Source organism: Aliiroseovarius sp. CAU 1755, from assembly GCF_054482655.1.
On sequence record NZ_JBTLRH010000002.1, the window covers coordinates 388670 to 415525 of the forward strand.

A 26856-nucleotide genomic window follows, 5' to 3' on the forward strand; every position below is an offset into this window, starting at 1 on the left:
ACCATGAGACACTTGCTGATTGCCAAACCCCTTGCCCGCGCCACCCCATCTGCATGTCGGCAGGTGCTTTGCGCAATCACACTGGCCTTGTCGTGGGCGGGTGCGCTGCCCGCGACCGCCGACCAGCTGACCGTATTCGCAGCCTCAAGCCTGAAGGGAGCACTTGACGAAATCGCCACCCAGTTCGAGGGCGAAACAGGGCACAAGGTCACGCTCTCCTATGCGGGGTCATCGGTTTTGGCGCGGCAGATCACGCTAGGTGCGCCGGCTGATCTGTTCGTGTCTGCCAACCAAGACTGGATGGATGTCTTGCAAGCCGCAGGTGTGCTTGTCGATGGCACGCGCAATGATGCCGTGGGCAACACGCTTGTCATGGTGGCGCCCGCAACCGAAACCGACCCGGCCACGTTCGACCTGAAAGCGGAGGGCGCGTTGATCGCACGTCTTGGCGACGGTCGGCTGGCCATGGGCTTGGTCAATGCTGTGCCCGCAGGAATTTATGGCAAGGCCGCGCTTGACCATTTCGGACTGTGGGACACCGTTGCCCCGCGTGTGGCGCAGTCGGACAATGTGCGTGCAGCGCTGGCGCTTGTGGCACTGGGGCAAGCCCCGCTTGGCATCGTCTATGCAAGCGACGCGAGGGCCGACGCCCGCGTGCAGATCATTTACGCGTTTCCTGAAGGCAGCCACCCACCGATCCGTTACCCTGCCGCAGCCATTGTCGGTGGGAACACGCCGCTGGCAGAGCAGTTTCTGGACCGCTTGGCCTTGCCCACGGCACGCGCCGTTTTCGATGCGCACGACTTTGCAACACTGGAGCCATCGTGATGTCTTGGCTTGGGGCAGAGGAATGGCAGGCCGTCGCATTGTCGCTGAAGGTCGCCTTTTGGGCCATGACATTGTCGCTGCCCTTGGCGATTTTCGTGGCCTACGCACTTGCTCGCTGGCAGTTCGCTGGCAAACAGATCGTGAATGGGCTGGTGCATCTGCCTTTGATCCTTCCGCCGGTGGTCACCGGCTATCTGTTGCTGCTGACCTTCGGTGTGACCGGTCCGGTTGGTCGCGGTCTGGACCTGATCGGTATCAATTTCGCCTTTCGATGGACGGGGGCCGCTTTGGCCGCAGCCATCATGGGCTTTCCATTGATGGTGCGTGCCATACGCCTGTCGATCGAGGCCGTTGATACCCGTCTCGAAGACGCAGCCGCGACACTGGGGGCAAACCGGTTGATGGTTTTTGCAACTGTCACCCTGCCGCTCGCGCTGCCCGGTATCCTTACGGGGGCCATCCTTGGTTTTGCCAAGGCGATGGGAGAGTTCGGCGCCACCATCACCTTCGTCTCCAACATTCCCGGCCAAACGCAAACCCTGCCTTCGGCCATTTATGCCTTCTTGCAGGTTCCCGGCGGGGAAAGCGCGGCGGCGCGGCTGGTGGTGATCTCGATCGTGATCGCCATGACCGCGCTTGTCTTGTCCGAGGTGCTTGCCCGCCGCGTTGCCAACCGGATGGAGGGCACATGACACCTGCTGCACTTTCCGTTCACCTTCAAAAAGAAATGGCCGGGTTTGCCCTTGATATCGGCTTTGACGCGCCCTCAGGGCTGACGGTGTTGTTTGGGGCCTCGGGGTCAGGCAAGACATCCGTGATCGACGCGGTCGCCGGGCTAAACCGGGCGGCGTCAGGGCGCGTCGCACTGGGCGATACGGTGCTGATGGACAGCGCCACTGGGCTGCATGTGCCGACCCATTTGCGGCGGCTTGGGTATATCTTTCAGGATGCCCGCCTGTTCCCCCATATGACCGTTCGACGAAACCTGAACTTTGCGCGCACGGTATCGCGTGCCCCGGCGGACCCGACAGAGTTTGACCGGGTGGTCGATATGCTCGGCCTGTCGCATCTGCTTGCCCGCCGGCCGGCCCGTTTGTCTGGCGGAGAAAAGCAACGGGTGGCAATCGGTCGCGCGTTGCTGGCCCGCCCGAAGCTGATCTTGGCTGATGAACCGCTGGCCGCGCTGGATGACGCACGCAAGGCCGAAATCTTACCGTATTTCGAACGGTTGCGGGACGAAAGCGATGTGCCGATCCTTTACGTCACGCATTCCGCGCCCGAGGTCGCACGGCTGGCCACCACCGTCGTCGCGCTGGATGCGGGTCGAGTGATCCGCCAAGGCTCCGCCGCCGAGGTGCTTGGTGATCCCAGCTTTGCCCCCGGCGGGGATCGCGCCATGGGAGCCGTGATCGAAGCGCGGGTGAAAACGCATCATGATGACGGGTTGACCGAGCTTGACGCGGGCGGCCTGCCACTGCTTTTGCCCCATGTGGCCCAGTCGCCCGGTAACAGGTTGCGTCTGCGCATCGCAGCGCAAGACGTGATCTTGTCAAAGACCCGGCCCGAAGGAATGTCGGCTCTGAACATTCTGCCCGGCACCATTGCTGACATTCGCATGGGCGACGGGCCGGGGGCTGTCGTTTCACTGGACACAGCCGCCGGGCGGGTGTTGGCGCGGTTGACCAAACGCTCGGTTCATTCATTGGAATTGCGGCAGGGATCAGAGGTGTTCGCTGTGGTGAAATCAGTCGCCGTCGCGCCGGGCGATGTCAGCGGACCAGCCCGTTAAAGCTTGTCGCGCAAGGAAAACCAGAACATCGCGGCCACCAGCAAGGGCCAGCGCATCGCGACACCGCCGGGAAAACGTGGCGTGGGCACCGACGCCATCATATCGAAGCGTTCCGCCTGACCGGCAATCGCTTCAGCCGCCAATTTGCCGCCCAGCGTCGCCATCGAAACCCCATGCCCAGAATAACCAGAGGCTGTAAGAACATTGCCTTGAAGCCGTGCAAAATGTGGCATCCGGTTCAGCGTGATCCCAAGCGTTCCGCCCCATGCATAGTCGATCCTGGTGTCTTTTAGCTGCGGATAGATCTCTAACATCGGCTTTGACACCAACTTGACGATGTCTTTCGGGAAGCGGTAGCCATAGCTTTCTGCGCCGCCAAACAGCATCCGGTTGTCTTCTGAAAGGCGGAAATAGTTGATCACGAACTTGCTGTCCGCAACGGCATGACCTTCGCGGATCAGCTCTTTGGCAAAGCCTTCGTCTAGCGGTTCTGTGGCAAGGATGTAGTTGTTGATTGGCATAACGCGGGCCGCGACATGTGGTTCGGCATGACCCAAATACCCATTGCACGCCCAAAGCACATGTTTGGCCGATACTTTTGCGCCGTCCGTTTCCACCCGCACAGTAGGGCCGTCGGTCACCTTGGTCACGCGGCTGACCTCGTGAATCCGGGCGCCTTTTGCCGTGGCAGCCCGCGCAAGACCGAAGGCATAGCGCAGCGGGTGAATGTGCCCCGCCCCCATATCCAACGTGCCGCCGTGATACGCCTTTGAACCGCAAAGGTGGCGCATTTCTTCCCGGTCGACGGCGCGGATCAGGTCATAATCATAGTCTTCATTCAGCTTGCGGGCATAGGCGTGATTGTGTGGCACGAACCGCGCACGGTGGTCAGCATGAAGGATGCCGTCCACATAATTGGCATCAGGGGCGTGGGCGGCGACTAGATCGCGGACAAGCTGCACGCTTTCCAGCGCCAGATCCCAAAGCTTGCGCGCATCGTCCTTGCCGACCATCTCCTCCAGTTCATCCTGTTCAAGGCGCTGGCCCGTGCCAACCTGACCGCCATTGCGACCCGAGGCACCGAAACCAACGCGGTGCGCTTCCAACAGCAGCACATCAAAGCCACGCTCGGCCAGATGCAGCGCGGCAGACAGCCCGGTAAACCCGCCCCCGATAACGCAGACATCACATGCCAGATCGCCCTGCGCCGCCGGGTATGGACCCGGTGCATCGGCGGTCGCGCTATACCACGACGCCGGGTAGGCGCCGACCTTGTCGTTGGCGGTCAGAATGTCCATCAGTGTCCCCTGAAGTGGAAAAAGCCGGCACAGAGGCCGGCCTTGCCCGGATCAATCAGCCTGCGACCAGCAAGCCCTTTTGCTTCACGATCTCATACGCCTCATCCAGCGATTTGCGCGCGCGTTCGATCAACGTATCAATTTCGTCCGGTGTGATGACCAGCGGCGGCGAAATGATCATCCGATCGCCCACGTGGCGCATGATCAGGTTGTTGGCAAAACACCGTTCACGGGTGATGTATCCAACCGTGCCGGCATCTGCGGCGAACGGCGCGCGGATCGCCTTGTCGGGGGTTAGCGCAAGCGACGCCATCAGCCCGACGATTTTGGTCTCGCCCACAAAGGGATGATCTGCCAAGGCGTTCCATTTTTCGGCCAAATACGGAGCCGCCACATCACGCACATGCTCGACAACGCCTTCTTCTTCCAGAATTCGCAGGTTTTCCAACGCGACAGCACAAGCGACCGGATGGCCGGAGTAGGTGTAGCCGTGGTTAAACTCGGTCGCGGCCAAAACCTCTGCGACCTTGTCCGACACGATCGACGCGCCGATCGGGATGTAACCAGAGCTAAGACCCTTGGCGACGGTCATAATGTCAGGCTTGATGTCCAACGTTTGGCTGCCGAACCAGTTGCCAGTGCGCCCAAAGCCGGTGATTACCTCGTCTGCGATCAGCAATATGTCGTATTTCTTGCAGATGCGTTGAATTTCGGCCCAATATCCGTCGGGCGCGACGATCACGCCGCCAGCGCCTTGGACCGGTTCGCCGATAAAGGCTGCGACCTTTTCAGGGCCAACTTCCTTGATCTTGGCTTCCAGTTGCTGGGCACGCTCCAGACCGAACGCCTCCGGCTTCGTATCGCCGCCCTCTGCATACCAATGCGGCTGGTCGATGAATTCGATGCCGGGGATCGGCAAACCGCCCTGCCCGTGCATCCCTTTCATGCCCCCCAGCGATGTGCCGCCGATGGTTGAACCGTGATAGGCATTCCAGCGCGAGATGATCACGTCGCGCTCGGGCTGGCCCTTTTCGGCCCAATAGGTGCGCACCATGCGAATATTGGTGTCATTGGCGTCCGAGCCGCCATTGGCATAGAAAACGTGGTTCAAGTCGCCCGGCGCAAGTTCGGCCAGTTTCTGGGCCAGCGCGATGGCGGGCACATGCGTTGTCTGGAAAAATGTATTGTAATAGGGCAGCTCGCGCATCTGGCGCGCGGCGACATCGGCCAGTTCCTCTCGGCCATAACCGATATTCACACACCACAGACCCGCCATGGCATCAAGAACCTGCTCACCTTCACTGTCCTTCAGCCAAATGCCATCAGCGGATGCGATCACGCGCGCACCCTTCTTCTTCAACTCTCCATCCGAGGTGAAGGGGTGCATATGGTGGGCGGCATCGATGGCCTGAAGTTCAGCCGTGGGCAGATGATTTGTGATCTTGTTCATGTCAGGACCTCCTGGAAACTGTCGAAAGCGGGGATGACAGGCATGGAATCATACGATGCCGCAGCCCTACGAAAAGCTGGCCCCAGAATATGATCAAAAATCGGAGTGTCAACGTCCAGAGAAGAATCTGATCAAATCTTTTCGGCCATCAGCGTTTCACGAACTTGGGCGATTCCCTGTTCGATATCGCCACGGATCGCGGCTGCGACTGCATCGGCGTCACCAGCCTTGATCGCCTCCATTGCCTCTGCGTGCTTGTCGGGCAGGTTCGCGGTGCCATAGCGCCCCAGCACCACCCGCAAGGACGGCCCGGCGCGCAGCCAAAGCATGTTGGCAATCGAAGAAAGCACTTCGGTTTCGGCCTGATCATACAGAAACGCATGAAAGCGGTAATTGTTTTCAAGATAGCCGCGCACATCGCCACGATCGATCGCCGCATTCAGGTGGTCATCATAGTCCGCCAGCCGCGCCAATGCGTCGCTTGTGATCTTGATTGTTGCCTTTCTTGCCAATTCAGGCTCGATACAAAGCCGTGCAAACGCGATTTCATCCCACTGAGCCATATCGGGTTCAGGCACGGACACACGGCGATTTCCCTTGAAGACCAGCGCACCTTCGGATGTGAGCCGCCGAATAGCTTCGCGCACCGGTGTCATGCCAACACCTAGCGTGCCAACAAGTCCTTGAATGGTGACGGGCTGCCCCGGTGCAAGTTCTCCGAAAAGAATCATCTCGCGAAGTTTGCGGTAAACACGCTGGTGATCGGGCAGCTTCACAGGTTTCTCGGCCATGTGACCTCCGTCTGACACAAATGTTTTGCCTATTGTGGCACGAAAGATAATCTTTGGAAGCAAACTACTACGTCTCGAAAAATATTACCATATTGCGCGATGGGCTTTTTTTTGATCAAATGTAGCCAATCGAGGGTCAAACCTCAAAATCAGGGAGAACCAAACATGAAGAAGACTTGGGTAACGTTCGGCATCGCCGCCGCACTGGGGGCAAGCGCCGCCATGGCCGAAGAAGTGCGCGTCTATAACTGGTCCGACTATATCGACGAAGATCTGCTGGCGAAATTTGAAGAAGAGACCGGGATTGATCTGGTCTATGACGTATTCGATTCAAACGAAGTTCTGGAAACCAAGATGCTGGCCGGTGGTTCAGGGTATGATGTGGTTGTGCCGACCGCTGACTTCCTGCAACGCCAAATCACCGCAGGCGCATTCCAGAAACTCGACAAGTCAAAGCTGCCGAACATCGCCAACATGTGGGACGTGATTGAAGCGCGCACCGCACAATACGACCCCGGCAATGAGTATTCGATCAACTATATGTGGGGCACGACGGGGCTTGGGATCAACGTTGGCAAGGTGAAGGAAATCCTTGGGGACGACGCGCCAATCGACAGCATGGAACTGGTGCTAAACCCTGAGAACATGGAGAAACTGGCGGAATGCGGTGTGCATTTCCTGGACGCCCCCACCGAGATCATCCCGATGGCATTGAAATATCTGGGTGAAAATCCTGACAGCGCCGACCCGGACGTAATTGCAAAGGTTGAACCTGTCCTGCTGGCGGTCCGCCCTTATATTCAAAAGTTCCACAGTTCAGAATATATCAACGCGCTGGCCAACGGTGATATCTGTGTCGCTGTCGGATGGTCTGGTGATGTGCTGCAAGCACGTGACCGCGCAGCAGAAGCCGATAATGGCGTCGAGATTGCGTATAACGCGTTTACCGAAGGGTCGCTGATGTGGTTTGACCAGATGGCAATCCCGACCGACGCGCCAAATCCGGACGCGGCGCACACATTCCTGAACTTCATCATGGATGCGGAAAACATGGCCGCAGCGTCGAATTACGTCTATTACGCGAATGGCAACAAAGCCTCGCAAGAGTTTCTTGTAGAGGACGTAATTGGCGACCCGGCGATCTATCCGGGTGAAGAGACTGTAAAGAACCTCTATACTAAATCGCCTTATGAATCGAAGGTGCAGCGCGTGTTGACGCGTATGTGGACCAAGATCAAATCGGGCACCTAAGCCCTAGCCTTTGCGCCTCCCGCATGGATTGCTCCTGCGGGGGGCGCCACCTTTTCCCCTCCCGAGGTTATCATGTCTGACGCCGCCACCGCACCGGTCTCTGTTTTCGCACCATGGGAAGACACCCAGGCCAAGCCTTTGATCCAGTTCCAGAATGTCACCAAACGCTGGGGTGACTTCACTGCGATTGACGACCTTTCCATCGACATCTATGCGCAGGAATTCTTCGCGCTTTTGGGCCCGTCTGGCTGTGGCAAAACCACGATGATGCGGATGCTTGCCGGATTTGAAACGCCAACCGAGGGAAAGATTCTGATCGACGGGCAGGACGTGGCTCATATCCCGCCAAACAAGCGCGCCGTGAACATGATGTTTCAAAGCTATGCGCTGTTTCCGCACCTGTCGGTGGCTGAGAACATCGCGTTCGGCTTGAAACGCGACAAACAGCCAAAAGACAAGATCGAAGCGCGTGTCGAGGAAATGCTGTCTCTTGTCCAATTGAACAAATTCGCCAACCGCAAACCGCATCAAATCTCGGGCGGTCAACGCCAGCGCGTCGCGCTTGCGCGGTCACTGGCGAAAGCTCCGAAACTGCTGCTCTTGGACGAACCGCTTGGCGCGCTGGACAAAAAGCTGCGCCAAGACACCCAGTTTGAACTGATGGACATTCAGGAAAAGACCGGCACCACCTTCGTGATCGTGACCCACGACCAGGAAGAGGCGATGACCGTCGCCAGCCGGATCGCTGTGATGGATCATGGCAAAATCATTCAGGTGGATACGCCTTCGAAGATTTATGAAGAACCGAAATCCATCTATGTGGCAGACTTCATTGGCGACGTGAACCTGATCAGGGGCAATGTGACCAAGACCAGCGAAGGGCATGCGTCCATCAGTTGGGCCGAAGGGCAATCAGAACTCACAGGTATCGCACGCAGCGAAATAGAAGCAGGCGCGGTTGCGACCTTGGCGGTGCGGCCCGAAAAACTCAGCATCTATACCTCACGCCCCAAGGACCAGACGAACGTGATCAAGGGCAAGGTTCTGGACATCGCCTATCTTGGCAACATGTCCACTTATGTGATCGAGACTGCCTCGGGTGAAACGATCAAGGCGCAGGTCGCCAACACAAGACGCATCCAACGCCGCCAGATCACGTGGGAAGAAAAGGTCTGGCTTAGCTTCACCGACACGGCCGGCGTGGTGTTGAACCAATGAAACGCTTTGGCCTGATCTCTGTTCCCTATCTGTGGCTTCTCGCCCTGTTTCTGGTGCCGTTCCTGATCGTGCTGAAAATCAGCCTGTCAGACACCGCACTGGCCATTCCGCCCTACACCCCGACGCTTGATATCTCGCAAGGGTGGGAAGGCATCAAGGCCTGGTGGACTGCGCTTGATCTGGAAAATTACTTCTGGCTCGCCTCGGACGATCTTTACTGGAAGGCGTATCTGTCCAGCCTGAAGATCGCAATCATCTCGACCATCCTAACGCTGATGGTCGGTTATCCCATCGCCTATGGGATGAGCCGCGCGCCGGACGAATGGCGCCCGACCCTGATGATGTTGATCATCCTGCCATTCTGGACCAGCTTCCTGATCCGCGTTTATTCGTGGAAAGCGATCCTGTCGAACGAGGGGCTGTTGAACCAGCTTCTGATGTATCTGGGCGTTATTCAGGAACCGCTGGTCATCCTGAACACCAACCTCGCCGTCTATATCGGCATCGTTTACACCTATTTGCCATTCATGGTCCTACCGATCTATTCGGCGCTGGAACGGCTGGACGAAAGCCTGCTGGAAGCGGCCGAGGATCTGGGATGTTCCCGCCTGAAAGCCTTCTGGCTGGTGACGATGCCGCTGTCCAAGCAGGGGATCATCGCGGGATCGTTCCTTGTGTTCATCCCGGCCATGGGTGAGTTTGTCATCCCGGCCCTTCTGGGCGGATCGAAAACCCTGATGATCGGTAAGGTCTTGTGGGAGGAGTTCTTCTCGAACCGCGACTGGCCGGTTGCCTCTGCGGTCGCCGTCGTCCTTTTGCTGCTTCTGATCATCCCCATCGTTCTGTTCCAACGGAACGAAGAAAAACAGCGGGAGGCCGAGAAATGAGGCGTCTATCCTGGTTCAACACCGTATCCCTGACGCTGGGCTTTGCGTTCCTCTATATCCCGATGATCATTCTGATCACCTATTCGTTCAACGCAGGCAAACTTGTCACCGTCTGGTCGGGCTTTTCGACCAAGTGGTATGGCGAGCTGTTCCGCAACGAGGCGTTTCTGGACGCGGCATGGGTCACGCTGAAAGTGGCTGTGATGTCGTCGTCCATTGCCACCGTTTTGGGCACCATGGCCGCTTATGTCATGGTGCGGGCGGGCCGCTTCCCCGGTCGCACAGTGTTTTCGGGCATGATCTATGCGCCCCTCGTGATGCCTGAAGTCATCACCGGTCTGTCGCTGCTTTTGCTGTTCATCGCAATCGGGTTGGATCGTGGGGTGCTGACGATCGTGCTGGCACACACCACATTCTCGATGTGTTTTGTGTCGGTCGTGGTGTCATCGCGCCTTGTGACCTTCGACCAGTCACTGGAAGAGGCCGCGCTTGATCTGGGCTGTACGGGGTTTGAGGCGTTTCGCCTTGTCACCCTACCCATCATCATGCCGGCGGTCGTATCGGGTTGGCTGTTGGCCTTCACCCTATCGCTGGACGATCTGGTGATCGCCTCGTTCACCTCGGGCCCAAGCTCGACGACTTTGCCGATCAAAATCTTCTCGGCGGTGCGTCTGGGGGTCAGTCCTGAAATCAACGCCCTGTCCACGATCATGATCGGCCTTGTGACAGTGGGTGTGATTGGTGCCTCGCTCACCTCGAAACGATCCATTGCCAAACGTCAGAAAGACGAACAAGAGGCCATCCTATGAGCGATTTTCTTGAGGAATACGCGCAGTATTGCAAAACCCATGGCCGACCGGACCGGCTTGAGCTGATGTTGTGTGACATCAATGCCGTTCTGCGGGGCAAATGGCTGCCGGGCGATGACGAAAAGAAGCTGACGGAAGGTGCCGTGCGCCTGCCCCATTCGACCTATGTGCCGAATATCTTGGGCGCAGAGGTGACAGAAACCGGGTTGGGCATCGTTGTCGGCGACCCGGACGGACGCATCGTGCCGATCCCCGGATCGCTGAAACCAGTGCCGTGGGCCAAAGGCAACATGGCGCAGGTTCAGGTCGAAATGCTTGACCCGGATACCGGCAAGATCAGTGAATTATCCTCGCGCAAGTTGCTGGCAAACATGGTTGACCGGTTCCACGACAAAGGTTGGCATCCTGTCTTGGCGAGCGAGCTGGAATTCTATCTGATCCAACCGCGCCAGAGCGAAGACGAACCCCCAACCCCGCCCGACCGCAGCCCGGACGCGCAGAACTATGACCTTGAGGTGCTGGAACGCACCCAAGATGTGTTGGACGACATTCTTGAGGTTTCGGCCATTCAAGGTATCGCCACCGACACACTGATCGCCGAATACGGCCCCGGTCAGTTCGAGGTGAACTTCCACCATACCGATGACGTGATGAAGGCCGCCGACACGGCGTTGTTGTTCAAGCGGCTGGTGCGCGGTGTCGCACGCAATCACGGGATGGAGGCCACGTTTATGGCCAAACCCTATGCCGACCACCCCGGCAATGGGATGCATCTGCACGCCTCGGTCGTGGATCGTGAGGGCAAGAACATCTTTGACGATGGCAGCGGAGAGGCGTCTGATACGCTGCGCGCAGCGGTGGGTGGGTCGCTTGACACCATGCGCGATCTGCAGGCCATCTTTGCGCCGCACCTGAACTCCTATCGCCGCTATCGCCCGATGAGCTTTGCCCCCTCGGCCCCCGATTGGGGCTATGACAACCGCGCCGCCGGTGTCCGCCTGCCCGAGATCTCGGGCCCCGGTGCCCGGTTGGAGCACCGCATCGCGGGGGCAGATGTGAACCCCTATCTGGTGATCACCGCCATTCTCGGCGGCATTCTGCATGGGTTGGAAACGAAACCAGACCTGCCGTTGCCCTTGGATGACCCAAACGCCGAGACCGCACCACGTTTGACCGCAGACTGGATCCGCGCTGTCGACCGGTTCTCGCAATCCGACATCGCCGCCGACATCTTTGGCGAACGCTACCGCGACATCTATTCCGCCGTGCGATTGGATGAAATCGACCAACTGACCAATGAAATCAGTCATGTTGAATATCGCGCCTATCTTGGCCGCCTCTAAGGCCCATGACGCGCCGTATTTACGAAGACTACGCGTATTCCGGCGCCGCACGGGCCGAATGTATCTGGCCCGTGCCGCAAGGGGATTGGCCGTCGCTGGAAGGTGATGCCCGCGCCGAAGTGGCGGTCATCGGCGGTGGCTATACCGGTCTCTCTGCCGCGCTTCACTTGGCGCAAGCGGGCGTTCAGGTCACTCTGCTGGAAGCGCATAGCCCCGGTTGGGGCGCGTCCGGTCGCAATGGCGGGTTTTGCTGCATCGGCGGTGACAAGCTGGGCCTTAGCGCGATCCGGAAGCGCTTTGGCGCGGACGCAGCACAGGCCTATTTCGACGCCCAGCGCGATGCGATTGATCTTGTGGCCCACCTTCTGGACACCCACGACATAGATGCCGACACCCATTCCAATGGTGAACTGCAACTGGCCCACCATCCCCGGATCATGTCCGATCTGCGCTCTGAGCAGGAAGAATGGGCAGCCTATGGCGTAAGGGCCACGCTGATCGAACGCGCTGAACTGGCCGCACGCGGCATGGCTGGCACCTTTCATGGCGGGCTTCATGTGCCGTTGGGCTTTGCCCTAAACCCCGGAAAATATGCGTCTGGCCTAGCTGACGCAGCCCGCAACGCCGGAGTAACCGTTCATGCAGATAGCCCGGTGGTGAACATCACCCGAACGGACAACGGTTATCTGCTTGAGACGCCAACCGGACGACTGACGACCCAAAAGCTGATCCTTGCCACGAACGGGTATGGCACCGACGGCCTGCCGGATTGGATGACCGGGCGATACCTGCCGTTGCAATCCAACATCCTCGTGACCCGTCCGCTGAACGAAGACGAGATCGCCGCGCAAGGCTGGACCACCGATCTGATGGCCTATGACAGCCGCCACCTGCTGCATTATTTCCGCCTTTTGCCCGACCGGCGTTTCCTGTTCGGTGCGCGCGGAAATGTGGGGGCAAGCGCGCAGGGGCAAGCCGCAATGCGCGCGCGCCTGAACAGAGAACTCGCGGCCATGTTCCCTGCTTGGTCCGATATCGAAACGCCTCATTTCTGGTCCGGCCTCGTCAGCCTTTCGCGCGATCTGTTGCCCTATGCTGGGCCGGTCGGCGATTGGAACAATGCTTGGGCTGGCATGAACTATCACGGCAACGGGGTCGCGATGGGCACGTGGGTGGGCGCACGGCTGGCGGATATGGCACTTGGGCGCGGGGTCGAGCTCCCCGTCCATACCCGCACCCTGCCCCGCTTTCCGTTCCCACGGCTGCGACGCAGCTATTTGCATGGGGCGGTGTTGGGTTACCGCCTGAAGGATGGTCCACCGCCCAAGCCTTAAGCTTTCAGCACATCCGCATAGGTCTGGCGCATCACGTTTTTCTGCACTTTACCCATCGTGTTGCGGGGCAGCTCGTCCACGATGATTACGCGCTTGGGCTGTTTGAACTTGGCAAGTTTGCCCGCAACGCCCGCCATGATTGCGGCTTCATCCATGGACGCGCCCGGCTGCGCGACGACCACGGCGACAACGCCCTCGCCAAAATCCTCATGCGGCACGCCGATGACGGCGCTTTCCAGCACGCCCGGCAGATCGTCGATGACGGCTTCAACCTCTTTCGGGTAGACATTGAAGCCGCCTGTGATGATCAAATCCTTGCCGCGCCCGACGATGGTAACATAGCCATCTGCGTCAATCATCGCCAGATCGCCGGTGATGAACCACCCATCAGGCCGCAATTCTTCGGCAGTTTTGTCGGGCATCTGCCAATAGCCCGCAAAGACATTGTCGCCGCGCACTTCAAGCACGCCAATTTCACCCTCGGGCAAGGTCGCACCAGTGTCGGGGTCACAGACTTTCACCTCGACCCCCGGCAGTGGCAGGCCCACTGTTCCCGCGCGGCGGTCGCCATCATAGGGGTTCGAGGTGTTCATGTTCGTCTCGGTCATACCGTAACGCTCTAGGATTGCGTGGCCTGTGACCTCGCGCCACCGGTCGTGGGTTTCCGCCAAAAGCGGGGCCGAGCCTGACACAAACAGCCGCATATTCTTTGACGCATCCGCCAAACGCGGGTCTTTCAAAAGCCGGGTATAGTAGGTCGGCACGCCCATCAACGCGGTCGCCTGCGGCATGGCGGCGATGATTGCGTCGGCATCGAACCCCGGCAGAAAAACCGCTGATCCGCCGCACATCAACGTCACGTTGGTCGCGACGAACAAGCCATGGGTGTGGAAGATTGGAAGCGCGTGGATCAAAACGTCTGTGTCGGTAAACCGCCAGTAATCACAGAGCGTTTCGCTGTTTGAGGCCAACGCCCGATGAGTCAACATCGCCCCTTTCGATCGCCCTGTCGTGCCCGAGGTATAGAGGATCGCGGCGAGGTCCAGCGGGTCGCGTGCGATGGGCGTGAACCCAGGGGCTTGCGCGTCTCGTGCGGCGACCAGCGTGCCTTGCTCTCCAGCCCCCAACGTCAGAATATGCGCCACGCCTGCGCCTTGGGCGACAGGGGTTAACGCCTCAAGCGCTTCAGGTGCGCACACGAAGACGCGCGGGGTGGCATCGCCCAGAAAATAGCTCACCTCGTCCGAGGTATAGGCCGTGTTCAGCGGTAAGAACACGCCCCCCGCCAGAACAGTGCCGACGTAAAGCTCCAGCATTGCAATCTCTTTCGGGGCCTGAACGGCGACGCGATCACCCGGCACCAAACCCAGCGCCACCAAGGCGGCCGCCATCCTTTCTGCGTTGGCCCAGAACGCCCCATAACTTTGGGGTCTGCCCATCTGCTGATCAAACAGAAAGATCGCGTCATGGCGCCCGTCCGAGGCCCGTGAAATAGCACGGGCCAGATAGTTATCGTCGTACATTGCGGTCCTCTTTGACGCGCGCGTGATCGCCACGCAGGCTGCTTCGTTTGCTCTTGCCCAAGTTAGCCATATCCACGCGCCCGATTAAAGCGCTTCGTCTTCAATGGGTTCAATCAATTGCGGCCCGGTCGCCCGGTTGGAATTCACCTTCGTCGAGACACGGCGCATGACAAGCACATCATCAGCCGGCGGCACCATCAGGACCGCCGCGCCGTGTCCGTCCTCGCCCAACCACTTGCCCCAGTGATCGCGGTCAATCACCACCGGACATCTGTGATGAATGCTGGACAAGGGGGCGGGGGCATCCGTTGTGACGATGGCAAAGCTCGACAGTGTTTCGCCGTCGTGGTCCCAGTCCTGCCAAATGCCAGCGCAGACCAAAGGCGCGCGGTCTTTTCGGGTGACGAAATAGGGCAGCTTCCGATCACCGTCTCGCAGCCATTCATAGAACCCGTCCATCGGGACAAGGCAGCGGCGGGTCCGGCAGGCTGCACGAAACGCGGGTTTTTCGGCGATGGTTTCGGCGCGGGCGTTGATCAACAACGGCCCATCATTGAGTGCCTTATACCAGCTTGGCACAAACCCCCAGCGCATCGGGGCCAAGCGCCGCGCGCCACCCATCAAGGACACAACCGAAACTTGCGTTGTGGGGCACACATTAAAGTTGGGCACCGACGGCAAGTTGTTCGATGGTTGCGCCGAGAAGAGCTGCGCCATCGCGTCGGGCGGAAGGGTCACGGCGATACGTCCACACATGGGGCGATCCTAGCTTGCCTTTGACTTCGCCGCCAGTTTCGTCATCTTGGCTGCATGAAAAACACTTTGATCTGCCTGCCTTATTTCTCGGGCTTTGGACACACGGAACGGATCGCTTCTGCCATCGCAGAGGGGATAGCCGCGAGCGACACCCAGCTTATCGACGTGGCGGATATGACAGCGCTTGATTGGCAAGCACTCGATCGCGCCGATGCCATCATCTTTGGGGCGCCCACCTATATGGGATCCGCTGCCGCACGGTTCAGCCTGTTCCTTGAGGACGCGGCTGAGCGATGGGAACACGCGATCTGGGTCGACAAGCTGGCCGCTGGGTTTACCACGGCGATCCATCCGTCGGGCGATAAGCTGGCGACCTTGCAACGGCTTTCGGTGTTTGCTGCCCAGATGGGCATGGTCTGGGTTGGGCAAGCCGAAATCGGCGCGCCCGCCAATCCTGACAAGCCCGGCGTGAACCGCGACGGAAGTTGGCTGGGATTGATGGTGACCGAGCAGCTTGGAGCGGAAGAAGACCTGCTCGAAGACGATCTGGACACCGCCCGTCGCTTCGGTGCACGGGTTGACGCGGCGACGCGCCGTTGGGCGCGGTAACCGCGCCGACACAGTGATGGCCAGCGCCGTTTCGCCGCGATCAGCGCGCGACACCGCGTGAAAAAGCCCCCGCCAGTTTCCCGACGGAGGCTTGGTCAGGTGATCAACCACCTTATTTCTTGGTGATGCGCCCATCAAGCACGGGTGCCATCGCTCCCATATTGGCCAGATACTCGGCCGTTACATCCGCAAGGTCTGGGCCGAAATCATAGGCGTTTTCTGCCGACCGGAACATCTTGTAGCCGTCTCCGCCGTTTCGAACATAGTTGTTGGAAACAACGCCATAGGTTTTGGCCGGGTCGATTGGTGCAAAGGCATCACCCTCCATCACCATCACGTCCGACACACGCTCGCCTGCCGGTTTCGCCGGATCAAAGGTGTATTTCATACCCGCCACTTGCGGGAAGCGGCCGGCGGCCTCTTCATACTGGCTTACGCCGTTTTCAAGCGCCTCAAGGATGGTTTCACCGCTGACCTGGAAGGTCGACAGCGTGTTTTGGAAGGGCAGCACCGTCAGGACTTCGCCCATCGTCACTTCGCCCGCGTCGATCGAAGCCCGGATGCCACCACCGTTTTGCAGCGCGATCTGGATGCCCTGATCCTTCACACGCGCCAGCATCGCATCAGCAATGAGGTTGCCCATCGCGCATTCCTGCGCGCGGCACGACCCCCGTTCGCCGTCGATCATTTCGGAGGTTTGGGCCACGACCTTGTTGCGGATCTCATCCAGCGGTGCCGCAGCTTCGGCAATGCGCGCAACGGTTGCTTCATCCTCAGTGACGGCGGCGTCCATGATGATCGGCTCACCCTTGGCCTCGGTGATGTTGCCGTCGTCGTCAAAGGTGACGTTCAGTTCGCCCAGAAACTTGCCGTAGGCATAGGCGGACACGATCGCGGTCGACCCGACCATGGTCGGATACGGCCCTTCGGCGCGCTCGTTGGAATTGGACAGCAGCGTGTTGGTGTGCCCACCCACAATGATGTCCACGCCCGTCGTGCCGGCCGCCACTTTCTGATCGACGCCATAGCCCGAATGGCTCAGCACGATAATCTTGTTCACACCCATTTCGGTCAGTTTATCGACCTCTCCCTGCACCGCGCCAACCGGATCAGTGAAGACGATCTTGTCTCCGGGGCTGGCAAGTTCGTCGGTGTCTTGTGGTGTCAGACCGATCAGACCCAGTTTTTCACCGCCGCGCTCGATCACGGTCGATTTCGCAAGTTCGCCCGCCAACAGCGGCTCACCCGAGACATCAGCGTTCGACATCAGGACCGGGAAATCTACCGCATCCATAAAGCCACGCAGAACTTCGGGGCCGTCGTCAAACTCGTGGTTGCCCACGGTCATCGCATCATAGCCCATCTTGTTCATCATTTCGGCGGCAAGCTTGCCCTTGTAATAGGTATAAAACAGCGTGCCCTGGAACTGGTCGCCTCCATCCACAAGGATCGAGTTGTTCGAGCGCGCGCGCGCCTCGGCGATGGCGCTGACAAGGCGTGCAGAGCCGCCAAAACATTCGCCCGCAGTGTTGTCTTCCGCGGAGCAGCCGGAATCGTATTTGCTGATCGGTTCGAAACGGGCATGGAAGTCATTCGTGTGCAGAACAGTCAACGTATAGTCTGCCGCCGCTGTGCCAGCCGTAACGGCCAATGCCGCAACCGTAGTCATGAAACGCGTAATCATGGGATCCCCCTGGTTTTAATGGTCTGCAAACAAGGTGACGCGAGTCGGGTCACCTTGTCAAAGATCACGATCTGCACAGCACGTTGACGTAACGGGAAGGATGCGGACAAAATGCGAGGCTTTTGTGCAGATCGACCAATGTTACTTGACGACGAAGCCCCTGCGCGGCACATGAAGGCCATGCAGATTTACAAAATTTTTCGCGCCGATGAATGGCAAATGTTTCAAGATACAGGCAAAACGCTGGGCGCCCCAGTCGATCTTGCCGATGGCTTTATCCATTTCTCGACCGCCGAGCAGGCCCAAGAAACCGCAGCAAAGCATTTTGCCGGTGAAGACGGGCTGATGCTGGTTGCCTTTGATGCACATGCGTTGGGCAGCGCTCTGAAATGGGAACCATCACGCGGTGGCGCATTGTTCCCACATCTTTACCGTGACCTCATGCTGTCCGAAGCCCTGTGGCACCGCGCCCTGCCCCTTGGCCCCGACGGGCACATCTTTCCAGAGACATTGGCATGAACCTGATCGAAAAAATCGCGCTGAAGGCGCTTCACCAAATCGACCCGGAACGTTCGCACGGATTGGCACTGATGGCGATGAAAGCGGGCGTTGTGCCTTTTTCTGGCTTGGTAACGACCGACCGTATCAAGACGACGTTTTGTGGCATGGATCTTCTCAACCCCATCGGGCTTGCTGCAGGCTATGACAAGAATGCCACTGTCGTCGACGCCTTGACCCAAGCCGGGTTCGGTTTTGTCGAAGTCGGCGCGGTGACCCCGCGCCCGCAACCCGGCAACCCCAAGCCTCGCCTTTTTCGACTGTCCGAGGACCAAGCCGTCATCAACCGCTTTGGCTTTAACAACGAAGGGATGGAGGCCGCAGCCGCCCGTCTGACCCGCCGGTCGCGTCGCCGTCCGGTGCCGGTTGGGCTGAACCTTGGTGCAAACAAGGACAGCGACGATCGCGCCGCCGATTTCGTGCGGGTGTTTGAAACGTGCGGACCATTCGTGGATTTCGCCACCGTCAATGTCAGTTCGCCAAACACCGAGAAACTGCGTGACCTGCAAGGGGCAGATGCGCTGCGCGGGGTGTTGTCCGCTGTACTGGGCGCACGCGAAAAGCAGGACAAATACACGCCAATCTTCTTGAAGATCGCACCCGACCTGACCGATGCGGAATTGGCCGAACTGGCCGCTGTGGCGCAAGAAGTCAACGTGGACGCCATCATCGCCACCAACACCACTTTGTCGCGCGACGGGTTGCAAAGCCGTCATAAAACCGAGGCCGGTGGTCTGTCTGGCCCGCCCTTGTTTGAGAAATCGACCCGCGTTCTGGCCCGTCTGTCCGAATTGACGGACGCCAGGATGCCCCTGATCGGGGTGGGCGGCATTGCGTCGGCCCAAGATGCCTATCAAAAGATCCGCGCCGGTGCCTCTATCGTGCAGCTGTATTCGGCGCTGGCCTATAAGGGGCTCAGCTTGGTGGAAGAGATCGCCTTGGGGCTCGATAAGCTTTTGGAACGCGACGGCTTTGATCATGTGTCAGACGCGGTCGGCACTGGTCGAAAGGACTGGCTATGACCGAGATTTGGCACAATCCGCGTTGCTCAAAATCGCGCCAGACTCTGGCGCTCCTTGAAGCGCGCGGCGAGGATGTGACCATGCGCCGCTATCTTGACGACGCCCCGGACGAAACAGCCCTGCGCGCGGTGTTGACCGCGCTTGGTGTCAGCCCAATCGGTATGATGCGCAAAGGCGAAGTGCTGTTCAAAGAGCTAGGACTGTCCAAAGACACACCCGCCGACGACCTGATCGCTGCCATGGTCACGCACCCCAAACTGATCGAACGCCCCATCGTGATCAAAGACGGCAAGGCCCGCATCGGTCGCCCGCCCGAAAGCGTGATCGACATTCTTTAAACCGCTGCCTCTAACGCCGGATAGCGCAAACCAAGTGTCACGCCACGTGCGATGAATGAAATCAGAAGCGCCAACCAAAGACCGTGATTGCCGAACAAGGGCATCAGGGTCAGCACCGCGACGATATAGATCACGGTGGACACCACCATCATGTTGCGCATGTCAGCCGTGCGGGTTGCACCGATGAATATCCCGTCCAACATCCATGACGGCCACCCCACCAATGGGGCCAACACCATATAGACAAGAAACACCCGCGCCATTGCCCGCACGTCTTCTGCGGTGGTCATCAGGTCAATTGCCATCCCGCCAAACAATAAAAACCCCAGCGCCAACACGCCCGATATGCCTGCCCCCCATTGGCTGGACATGATCGCGGCCCGGCGCAGCCCCGCCTTGTTGCGTGCGCCCAGCGCCTGCCCCACGAAGGTCTCGGCCCCGAAGGCGAACCCGTCCATCGCATAGGCGGCCACATTCAGGAATTGCAGTAAAATCTGATTGGCCGCCAGCTCTACGTCCGAGAACCGCGCACCGAAAAACATGAAGCTGGTGAAGATCGCGGTCAGCATCAGCGACCGGATCAGGATGTCCGAGTTGACCACCGCCATGCGCTTCAATGTCATTGTATCCAGCACACGCGCCCGATCACGCCATGCGGCATTGGCAAACACATCCCGGCACAGCCAAAGCGCCAGCACCGCGCCGCCAAGTTCGGCGATCAGGCTGGCAACAGCGACCCCTTCAATCCCCCAACCAAGCCCCAGGACAAACCAGAAATCCAAAACAAGATTGACGCCGTTCATTGCGACCTGCAGGACAAGCACAGATTTGGCACGCTCCAAAGCGATCAGCCAGCCGGTGAAGGCAAAGATCGCAATGGCAAACGGCGCGCCCCAGATGCGGATGGCAAGATAGTCCCGCGCCATGCGCTCGACCTCGGCTGAGGCGGGTGCCGCTTTGAACGCCGACCAGAACAACGGGACTTGCAGCACGATCAGCGCCAGTCCCGCTGTGGCTGCAATCAACAACGCGCGCGTCAGCATGGCTGACACCTCGCCCGCACGCCCCGCGCCATAGGCTTGCGCCGTCAGGCCGGCGGTGCCCATTCTCAGAAACCCGAACAGCCAATAGAAGCTCGACAGGACAACGGCGCCGATCCCAACTGCACCAATCGGTGCCGCTTGCCCCAACTGCCCAATGACGCCTGTGTCGACCACTCCCAAAATGGGCACGGTGACATTTGACAGGACAATCGGTCCCGCGACGGCCAGAATGCGACGATGCGTGATGGGCGAGGTTCGGGCAGCGGCCCCGTTCATTTCGTAGGCATCAGGAAATGGCCCGTGGCCTGCGCATAAAGCTTGTTGCGGTTGTCTTGCCACGCCTCGACATGGACGGACGCGTAACGTCGCCCCTGCCGCACGATCCGCGCCCGCGCATAGGCGTCGCGCGGCAGACCGGAGCGCAGGTAATCAATCGAGAAGTCGATGGTCTTGGGCAGATATGGCAGGTTGTCCGGCCCCAGCGTGCCGGGGTCCAACTTGCCCGTCTCCATATCCTCCCACAGCGAGACCCAGCTGAGTTCGATCACCGCCGCGGTTTCCAGAAACGCAGCCGTGACCCCGCCGTGAATAGCAGGCAGCAACGGGTTGCCGATCAGCTTGTCCGAAAACGGCAGGATCGCCGTCAGCTCGTCCCCGTGGCGTTCGATGCTGATCCCGAGGAAGGTCAGATAAGGCACGCTGTTGACCAGTGCAGACAAGGTGGCATCGCGGCGCTGCTTGACCACTTCAACGGGCTCGGGACGGGGGCGCTTAGGCGTGCCGCTCATGGCTTTTCGCCTCCGCTGATCTCGGCTGAGATTTCGGTGGAGCGCCGTCTTGGGTCGCCGTCCGCCGAAAATGCGCCTGTTGCGGTCGCGACCGGGCGACTTTCGTCTTCGTCCAGCGCCACCGCACGCACAAACGCGACCGAGCGCGTGACGTGGTAGCAGGTCGCACGGGCAGTGATCTTCTGGCCGGGTGTGGCAGGGCGCATATAGTCGATGCGCAGGTCAATCGTCGCGGTGATCGCAGGCGCGTCGGGATGGCTCATCACCGCAGATCCGCAGCAGGTGTCCATCAGCGCCGACACTGCACCGCCGTGGATCACACCCGAGCGTGGATCGCCGATAAAGCGTTCATCATAGGGCATGGACATCACCGCCTCGCCTTCGCCCAATGCGTCAAGCGTCATGCCCAAGGCACCGCAATGAGGGATCGCTTCGGTAAATTTCCGGGCAATTTCAGCCTTTTTCTCTGGCGTCAGATTCTTGATCATCCAAGTTCCCCTTTGGCGCTTCCTGCCTTTTATTGGCCCTTGCAATTGCCGCGTCCAGCCCCTACTTTCGCAATTAAGAATTATTCGCAACTAAAAGAGTAGTCATGACTGACGCAACAGCCATTACCGCCCCCGTGGGGACGTTTCGCCCTAGGCGCCTGCTGGTGCTGGCTATCATGGCTGTTCTGGCGCTTGCCCCCGGCCATCTGGGTGAATTGACACGCGAATTGATGACCGATGCCTATGTGCAGGTATCGGTTTTCGTCGCCGCCACGCTTTTGATCTTTTATGGCGCAGAGCGACTGTTCGATTTTGACATCGGTGAAAGCCTGTCCAGAGCACGCGGAGCACAGGTGCCGCTGGCGGCACTTCTGGGCACCACACCGGGCTGTGGCGGTGCCGTTGTCGTTGTCGCGGCTTATAGCTCGGGCCATGTTGGCTTTGGCGCCGTGGTCGCGACACTGACCGCCACCATGGGTGATGCGGCCTTTCTGTTGATCGCCACCCGCCCCGATGCAGCCCTTGTGGTGCTGCCTTTGTCTCTGGTCGTCGGCATCTTGTCGGGCTGGCTGGTCGACCACTTCCATAAAGTGGAATACCGCGCTGGAAATCTTGCCAGTTGCGAGCTTGCCCCGCTGATCGGGCGCACCCGCTTGCAAGACATCGCGTATCTGTTGCTCGCCATTCCGGGCTTCACGGTTGGCGCTGCGCAGTTGGCACAGGTCGAAATCAACGCAATCTTCGGGATACCGGTCCAGTGGCTTGCCCTGACCGGCACCTTTCTGGGCCTGACAATTTGGGCCACGTCGAAACTGGCCGCGATGACCAACGCCAAAGACAGCCCCATCACACGGATGGCCGAAGAAACCAGCTTCATCTCGGTCTGGGTGATCGGTGCCTACCTGGCGTATGACTATGTGGCGGAGTTCGCGGGTCTGGACATTGAATTGCTGTTCCAGTCAATTGCGCCGCTTCTGCCGCTCATGGCCATTATTGTGGGCCTGATCCCCGGTTGCGGTCCGCAGGTTCTGGTCGCTACGCTATTTCTGAATGGCGTCATTCCGTTTGCTTCGCTTGTCGGGAACGCCATTTCGAACGACGGAGACGCATTGTTCCCAGCGATTGCGCTGAACCCCAAGGCCGCCATTGTGGCGACGCTTTATTCTACCATCCCAGCGCTGATCGTCGCTTATACGTTCTATTTTCTGGCACCCGGTTTCATGAACTGACGGGCATGGGCGCGCGCCGCAGGTGGTTCTACGCAATTGCACCATGCGCGCGGGTCCATTACGCTTGCTGTTGAAAAGACCGCAAGGGAATCCTCATGGCCGAAGACCGCCTGACCTTCAAGGAAATGTGCGCCAAGTTCGACGTTACCCCGCGCACGCTCAGATACTACGAATACATCGAATTGCTGAGCCCCGAAAAGGAAGGCCGGTCGCGTTTCTACACCCCGCGCGAGGTTGCTCGCATGACGTTGATTCTCAGGGGGCGACGCTTCGGGTTTTCTTTGGAAGAGCTTCGACAGTGGCTTTTGATCTACGATGAAAAGGGAACCGAGGCCCAGAACCGCGCTTGGGTCGAGCTTGCTGACCGCCAGCTAACCGATCTGCGCGCGCAATTCGACCAGCTGTCTGAAAGCATCGAAGATCTGCAAAAGCTACGTGACGATGTTGCCAAAGCGCTGGGCTAGACCCGCCTGATTCCCTTGTTTTCCTGCTGCTCTGGCGGGTTTGTGCTTTTTTGAGCAGTTTTTGACTTACCTAGCGTAAGTTGATTTTTATATGAAAAACATACCGTTACGTCACCCTCGATTTTCGAGACGTGACGTTACGACAAGAAAAACCCTGACGCCACGTTACATTTACGTAAACGTAAAGCTACATTGTAAGAAGACCCGGTTAGATCATGTTGCCGGTGTCGGGTAGTGATTGGAGATAGTATGACCGACGAACTCATGACCATTCGCCAGATGTGCGAGGCTTTCAATGTCACCGCGCGCACGCTCCGCTTTTATGAAGCGAAAGAGTTGATCGCGCCGATCCGTGAAGGCCAGAAACGCTTGTTTACCAGGCGTGATCGCGCACGTTTGAAGCTGATCCTGCGCGGTAAGCGCTTTGGCTTTTCGCTGGAAGAAATTCGCCAGCTTCTGGACCTGTATCACCGCGGCGACCAACAAAAGCTGCAGCTTAAGCGGACCTACGACGTGGCTTTGGGTCATCTCGAAGACCTTAAACGTCAACGCGAAGAGCTGGATGATGCCATCGACGATCTGACAAAACAGTTGAATTGGGTGAACGAAAAGATCGCCACATTCGACGATGACAATTCAGACCCGAAATAAGGACGACCTCTATGCCCAGCTACACCGCTCCGACCAAGGACATGGCCTTCCTTCTGCATGAAGTGCTCAAGGCAGACAAACAAGACATCCCCGGATATGACGAACTGGAACCCGATTTCACGGGTGCTGTTCTGGAAGAAGCCGGCAAAGTCGCGAGCGAGGTTCTTACGCCCTTGAACATCACCGGCGACCATGAAGGGTGCCGTCTGGAAAATGGCGTGGTTTATACCCCCGCTGGCTTCAAGGCCGCGTTTGAGCAAATGAAGGAAGGTGGCTGGACTGGGCTGGACATGCCCGAAGAATTCGGCGGTCAGAACATGCCCGTTCTGCTGGGCACGGCTGTGGGCGAGATGTTCTCGGCCGCAAACCAATCCTTCACCATGTATCAGGGCCTGACTCACGGTGCCGCGTCGGCCATTTTGGCGCACGGCACGGACGAGCAGAAAGCGACTTATCTGCCCAAGATGGTCAGCTGTGAATGGACCGGGACGATGAACCTGACCGAACCCCATTGCGGCACCGATCTGGGTCTGATGCGGACCAAGGCCGAACCGCAGGATGATGGGTCCTATAAAATCTCGGGCCAGAAGATCTTCATCTCGGCCGGCGATCACGACATGTCGGAAAACGTCATCCACCTTGTGCTGGCGAAAATCCCTGGTGGGCCTGACGGCATCAAGGGCGTCTCGCTGTTCATCGTGCCGAAGTTCAACCTGAACGAAGATGGCTCGGTCGGGTCACGCAACGGCGTGACGGTCGGCAATATCGAGCACAAGATGGGCATCCACGGCAACGCGACCTGTGTCATGAACTACGACGAGGCGACGGGTTATCTGCTGGGTGACATGCACAAAGGCATGCGCGCCATGTTCACCATGATGAACGAGGCCCGTCTGGGCGTGGGCATGCAAGGTCTGGCGCAAGCCGAAGCGGCCTATCAGAACGCCGTGATCTATGCCAAGGACCGTTTGCAAGGGCGCGACGTGACGGGCGCGAAAAACCCGGACGGCCCCGCCGATCCGCTGATCGTGCACCCGGATATCCGCCGGTCGCTGATGGACCAGAAAAGCTTTATCGAAGGCGCGCGCGGCTTCCTGCTCTGGGGCGCGCTGCTGATCGACCAGGCGCATCGTTCGGGTGACAAAGAAGCGGACGGCCTGATCAGCCTGATGACACCTGTCCTGAAAGGCTTCCTGACCGATCAGGGCTTTGACATGACGGTGCTGGCCCAGCAGGTCTTTGGCGGCCACGGCTATATCGAAGAACATGGGATGAGCCAGTTCGTCCGCGACGCTCGTATTGCCCAGATCTATGAAGGGGCCAACGGCGTGCAGGCGCTGGACCTTGTGGGTCGCAAGCTGGCCGCAGATGGCGGCAAGCCGATCATGGCGTTCTTTGAGTTGATCAAGTCCTATTGCAAAGAACAGGACAGCGATGAAATGAAGGATTTCATCGAGCCGCTGAAAGAAGCGTCAAAGCACCTGCAAGCCGCGTCGATGTATTTCATGCAAAACGGCATGAAAAATCCCAACAACGCGCTCGCTGGCAGCTATGATTTCATGCACCTGTTTGGTCATGTCTGCTTGGGCTACGCTTGGGCACAACAGGCGCGCGCTGCGCTGGACGCCCTTGCAAACGGCGCAGCTGACGCCACGTTTTATGAAACCAAACTGGCCACCGCGCGCTACTATATGGCACGCCGCCTGCCCGCCACGGCCATGCATCTGTCCCGCATCGAAAGCGGCGCGGAGACCGTGATGGCTCTGGACGCTGACGCGTTCTGATCTGGGCAACCCAAGCAAGGAGAGACCATGCCGAAACGTTTCAAACTGACCCGCCGCTTCCCCTGTGCCATGACAGAGGATGGCTATCGTCGGCTCAGGCGTTTCGCGAAAGAGGCAGGGCTTGACGAAGGTGAAGCCCTGTCCTTCCTGTTTGAGCATTTCGACAGTGTAACGGACGAAGAAAACCTGACGGCCCGTTTGCGGCTGTTCAACTCTGAACTGGACGCACGCAAACGCTGATGCGGGCCACGTTCAACGGGAGGGAACGATGACGATCAAACTCTATTGCTTCGGTGAAAGCGGAAACGCCTACAAAGCCGCTTTGACACTGGAATTGTCCGAGCTGGAATGGGAACCCGTCTTCGTCGACTTCTTCAACGGCGAAACCCGCAGCCCCGAGTTTCGCGAACTGAACCCGATGGGCGAGGTGCCGGTAATGATCGACGGGGATGTGACGCTGTCGCAATCCGGCGTCATTCAGGACTATGTGTCCTCGAAATCCGGCAAGCTGGGCGGGCGTAGCGCGAATGAACGGCGTGAAATCCTGCGCTGGCAGTTTTGGGACAATCACAAGATGTCGTCGGTCGCGGGAAACACCCGGTTCTTGATGAACTTCCTGCCCGAAGACAAGCGCCCTGCCGAAGTGATCGCCTTCAATCAGGCTCGTTTGAAAGGCGCTTTCAAAGTGCTGGAAGACGAACTGAGCAAGCGCAACTGGCTGGTCGGCGACGCCATCACGCTCGCCGATATCTCGTGCTGTGGCTACCTGTTTTACCCTGAACCCTTTGGCTTTGACCGCGCCGAATGGCCCGCAATCGATGCTTGGCTGACCCGTATTTCGGAAACGCCCGGCTGGAAACACCCCTATGACCTGATGCCCGGCTCCCCTGCGGACCGCGCGTGATCTCGAAAGGACGAATG

Annotated in this window: 28 protein-coding genes; 19 read left to right on the top strand and 9 right to left on the bottom strand. The window is 58.9% G+C overall.

Annotated features, from left to right (window positions below; all coding sequences use genetic code 11):
- Positions 1–3: 3 nt before the first annotated feature.
- From modA to modC, 3 genes are read left to right on the top strand one after another with little or no spacing between them, the layout of a single operon-like run.
- Entirely contained in the window at positions 4–828 is an 825-nt protein-coding gene (modA, locus tag ACXYMP_RS09040; protein ID WP_458905782.1) for a molybdate ABC transporter substrate-binding protein, read from the top strand.
- On the top strand, positions 828–1520 hold the full coding sequence (gene modB / locus ACXYMP_RS09045; RefSeq protein WP_458905784.1) for a molybdate ABC transporter permease subunit: 693 nt from the start codon (positions 828–830) through the stop codon (positions 1518–1520). The genes modA and modB overlap by 1 nt, the downstream gene beginning before the upstream one ends.
- Entirely contained in the window at positions 1517–2617 is a 1101-nt protein-coding gene (modC, locus tag ACXYMP_RS09050) for a molybdenum ABC transporter ATP-binding protein (protein ID WP_458905786.1), read from the top strand. The genes modB and modC overlap by 4 nt, the downstream gene beginning before the upstream one ends.
- Here modC and ACXYMP_RS09055 read toward each other — a convergent pair.
- The 3 genes from ACXYMP_RS09055 to ACXYMP_RS09065 form a co-directional block, all read right to left on the bottom strand.
- Complete coding sequence (locus ACXYMP_RS09055) at positions 2614–3915, bottom strand: NAD(P)/FAD-dependent oxidoreductase (RefSeq protein ID WP_458905788.1); 1302 nt, start codon at positions 3913–3915, stop codon at positions 2614–2616. The genes modC and ACXYMP_RS09055 overlap by 4 nt on opposite strands.
- Before the next feature lie 55 nt (positions 3916–3970).
- Positions 3971–5365, bottom strand: coding sequence for an aspartate aminotransferase family protein (locus ACXYMP_RS09060; RefSeq protein ID WP_458905790.1), 1395 nt, complete (start codon positions 5363–5365; stop codon positions 3971–3973).
- A 131-nt stretch (positions 5366–5496) separates the two neighbouring features.
- Positions 5497–6156: a GntR family transcriptional regulator gene (locus tag ACXYMP_RS09065; RefSeq protein ID WP_458905792.1), complete on the bottom strand. Its 660-nt coding sequence runs from the start codon at positions 6154–6156 to the stop codon at positions 5497–5499.
- A 165-nt stretch (positions 6157–6321) separates the two neighbouring features.
- Between ACXYMP_RS09065 and ACXYMP_RS09070 the strand changes: the two genes are divergently transcribed.
- The 6 genes from ACXYMP_RS09070 to ACXYMP_RS09095 all read left to right on the top strand — a co-directional run bounded on the left by ACXYMP_RS09070 (position 6322) and on the right by ACXYMP_RS09095 (position 12998).
- Positions 6322–7407 (top strand): polyamine ABC transporter substrate-binding protein, encoded by a 1086-nt coding sequence (locus tag ACXYMP_RS09070; RefSeq protein WP_458905794.1) that lies wholly within the window; start codon positions 6322–6324, stop codon positions 7405–7407.
- A 72-nt stretch (positions 7408–7479) separates the two neighbouring features.
- Entirely contained in the window at positions 7480–8625 is a 1146-nt protein-coding gene (locus ACXYMP_RS09075; protein ID WP_458905796.1) for an ABC transporter ATP-binding protein, read from the top strand.
- The gene (locus ACXYMP_RS09080; protein ID WP_458905798.1) at positions 8622–9512 is read left to right on the top strand and encodes an ABC transporter permease subunit; all 891 of its coding nucleotides are present in this window, start codon (positions 8622–8624) and stop codon (positions 9510–9512) included. The genes ACXYMP_RS09075 and ACXYMP_RS09080 overlap by 4 nt, the downstream gene beginning before the upstream one ends.
- Positions 9509–10321, top strand: coding sequence for an ABC transporter permease (locus ACXYMP_RS09085; RefSeq protein ID WP_458905800.1), 813 nt, complete (start codon positions 9509–9511; stop codon positions 10319–10321). The genes ACXYMP_RS09080 and ACXYMP_RS09085 overlap by 4 nt, the downstream gene beginning before the upstream one ends.
- On the top strand, positions 10318–11664 hold the full coding sequence (locus ACXYMP_RS09090) for a glutamine synthetase family protein (protein WP_458905802.1): 1347 nt from the start codon (positions 10318–10320) through the stop codon (positions 11662–11664). The genes ACXYMP_RS09085 and ACXYMP_RS09090 overlap by 4 nt, the downstream gene beginning before the upstream one ends.
- A 5-nt stretch (positions 11665–11669) precedes the next feature.
- Complete coding sequence (locus tag ACXYMP_RS09095) at positions 11670–12998, top strand: NAD(P)/FAD-dependent oxidoreductase (protein WP_458905804.1); 1329 nt, start codon at positions 11670–11672, stop codon at positions 12996–12998.
- On the opposite strand, the gene ACXYMP_RS09100 is transcribed toward ACXYMP_RS09095, so the two are convergent.
- Both ACXYMP_RS09100 and ACXYMP_RS09105 read right to left on the bottom strand, forming a co-directional pair.
- Positions 12995–14521, bottom strand: a complete 1527-nt coding sequence (locus ACXYMP_RS09100; RefSeq protein WP_458905806.1) for a malonate--CoA ligase — start codon at positions 14519–14521, stop codon at positions 12995–12997. The genes ACXYMP_RS09095 and ACXYMP_RS09100 overlap by 4 nt on opposite strands.
- Before the next feature lie 84 nt (positions 14522–14605).
- On the bottom strand, positions 14606–15277 hold the full coding sequence (locus ACXYMP_RS09105) for an SOS response-associated peptidase (protein WP_298565371.1): 672 nt from the start codon (positions 15275–15277) through the stop codon (positions 14606–14608).
- 54 nt (positions 15278–15331) lie between these two features.
- Between ACXYMP_RS09105 and ACXYMP_RS09110 the strand changes: the two genes are divergently transcribed.
- Positions 15332–15886: a flavodoxin family protein gene (locus ACXYMP_RS09110; protein WP_458905808.1), complete on the top strand. Its 555-nt coding sequence runs from the start codon at positions 15332–15334 to the stop codon at positions 15884–15886.
- Positions 15887–15998: 112 nt separating this feature from the next.
- Here the strand turns inward: ACXYMP_RS09110 and ACXYMP_RS09115 are convergent, their stop codons facing one another.
- A complete protein-coding gene (locus tag ACXYMP_RS09115; RefSeq protein ID WP_458905810.1) occupies positions 15999–17570 on the bottom strand; it encodes a bifunctional metallophosphatase/5'-nucleotidase in 1572 nt (523 codons plus the stop codon).
- Between the two features lie 180 nt (positions 17571–17750).
- Here ACXYMP_RS09115 and ACXYMP_RS09120 point away from each other — a divergent pair, with 180 nt between their 5' ends.
- The 3 genes from ACXYMP_RS09120 to arsC are packed head-to-tail and all read left to right on the top strand — an operon-like array spanning position 17751 to position 19488.
- Complete coding sequence (locus ACXYMP_RS09120; RefSeq protein ID WP_298566165.1) at positions 17751–18089, top strand: DUF952 domain-containing protein; 339 nt, start codon at positions 17751–17753, stop codon at positions 18087–18089.
- Entirely contained in the window at positions 18086–19150 is a 1065-nt protein-coding gene (locus ACXYMP_RS09125; RefSeq protein ID WP_458905812.1) for a quinone-dependent dihydroorotate dehydrogenase, read from the top strand. Before ACXYMP_RS09120 ends, ACXYMP_RS09125 begins: the two co-directional genes overlap by 4 nt.
- Entirely contained in the window at positions 19147–19488 is a 342-nt protein-coding gene (gene arsC / locus ACXYMP_RS09130) for an arsenate reductase (glutaredoxin) (protein WP_458905814.1), read from the top strand. Before ACXYMP_RS09125 ends, arsC begins: the two co-directional genes overlap by 4 nt.
- Here arsC and ACXYMP_RS09135 read toward each other — a convergent pair.
- From ACXYMP_RS09135 to ACXYMP_RS09145, 3 genes are read right to left on the bottom strand one after another with little or no spacing between them, the layout of a single operon-like run.
- Complete coding sequence (locus tag ACXYMP_RS09135; protein ID WP_458905816.1) at positions 19485–20807, bottom strand: MATE family efflux transporter; 1323 nt, start codon at positions 20805–20807, stop codon at positions 19485–19487. The genes arsC and ACXYMP_RS09135 overlap by 4 nt on opposite strands.
- Positions 20804–21319 (bottom strand): PaaI family thioesterase, encoded by a 516-nt coding sequence (locus ACXYMP_RS09140; protein WP_458905818.1) that lies wholly within the window; start codon positions 21317–21319, stop codon positions 20804–20806. The genes ACXYMP_RS09135 and ACXYMP_RS09140 overlap by 4 nt, the downstream gene beginning before the upstream one ends.
- The gene (locus tag ACXYMP_RS09145) at positions 21316–21807 is read right to left on the bottom strand and encodes a PaaI family thioesterase (RefSeq protein WP_298565358.1); all 492 of its coding nucleotides are present in this window, start codon (positions 21805–21807) and stop codon (positions 21316–21318) included. Before ACXYMP_RS09145 ends, ACXYMP_RS09140 begins: the two co-directional genes overlap by 4 nt.
- Positions 21808–21911: 104 nt before the next feature.
- On the opposite strand from ACXYMP_RS09145, the gene ACXYMP_RS09150 reads away from it, so the two are divergent.
- From ACXYMP_RS09150 to ACXYMP_RS09175, 6 genes are all read left to right on the top strand, one after another.
- Positions 21912–23036, top strand: a complete 1125-nt coding sequence (locus ACXYMP_RS09150; protein WP_298565356.1) for a putative manganese transporter — start codon at positions 21912–21914, stop codon at positions 23034–23036.
- Between the two features lie 95 nt (positions 23037–23131).
- Positions 23132–23500, top strand: a complete 369-nt coding sequence (locus ACXYMP_RS09155) for a MerR family transcriptional regulator (RefSeq protein ID WP_298565354.1) — start codon at positions 23132–23134, stop codon at positions 23498–23500.
- A gap of 249 nt (positions 23501–23749) precedes the next feature.
- Complete coding sequence (locus tag ACXYMP_RS09160; protein WP_298565352.1) at positions 23750–24151, top strand: MerR family transcriptional regulator; 402 nt, start codon at positions 23750–23752, stop codon at positions 24149–24151.
- An 11-nt stretch (positions 24152–24162) separates the two neighbouring features.
- A complete protein-coding gene (locus ACXYMP_RS09165; RefSeq protein ID WP_298565350.1) occupies positions 24163–25935 on the top strand; it encodes an acyl-CoA dehydrogenase C-terminal domain-containing protein in 1773 nt (590 codons plus the stop codon).
- A 27-nt stretch (positions 25936–25962) separates the two neighbouring features.
- Entirely contained in the window at positions 25963–26175 is a 213-nt protein-coding gene (locus ACXYMP_RS09170; RefSeq protein ID WP_248364151.1) for a hypothetical protein, read from the top strand.
- Positions 26176–26203: 28 nt separating this feature from the next.
- On the top strand, positions 26204–26839 hold the full coding sequence (locus ACXYMP_RS09175) for a glutathione S-transferase family protein (RefSeq protein WP_458905822.1): 636 nt from the start codon (positions 26204–26206) through the stop codon (positions 26837–26839).
- Positions 26840–26856: the final 17 nt, after the last annotated feature.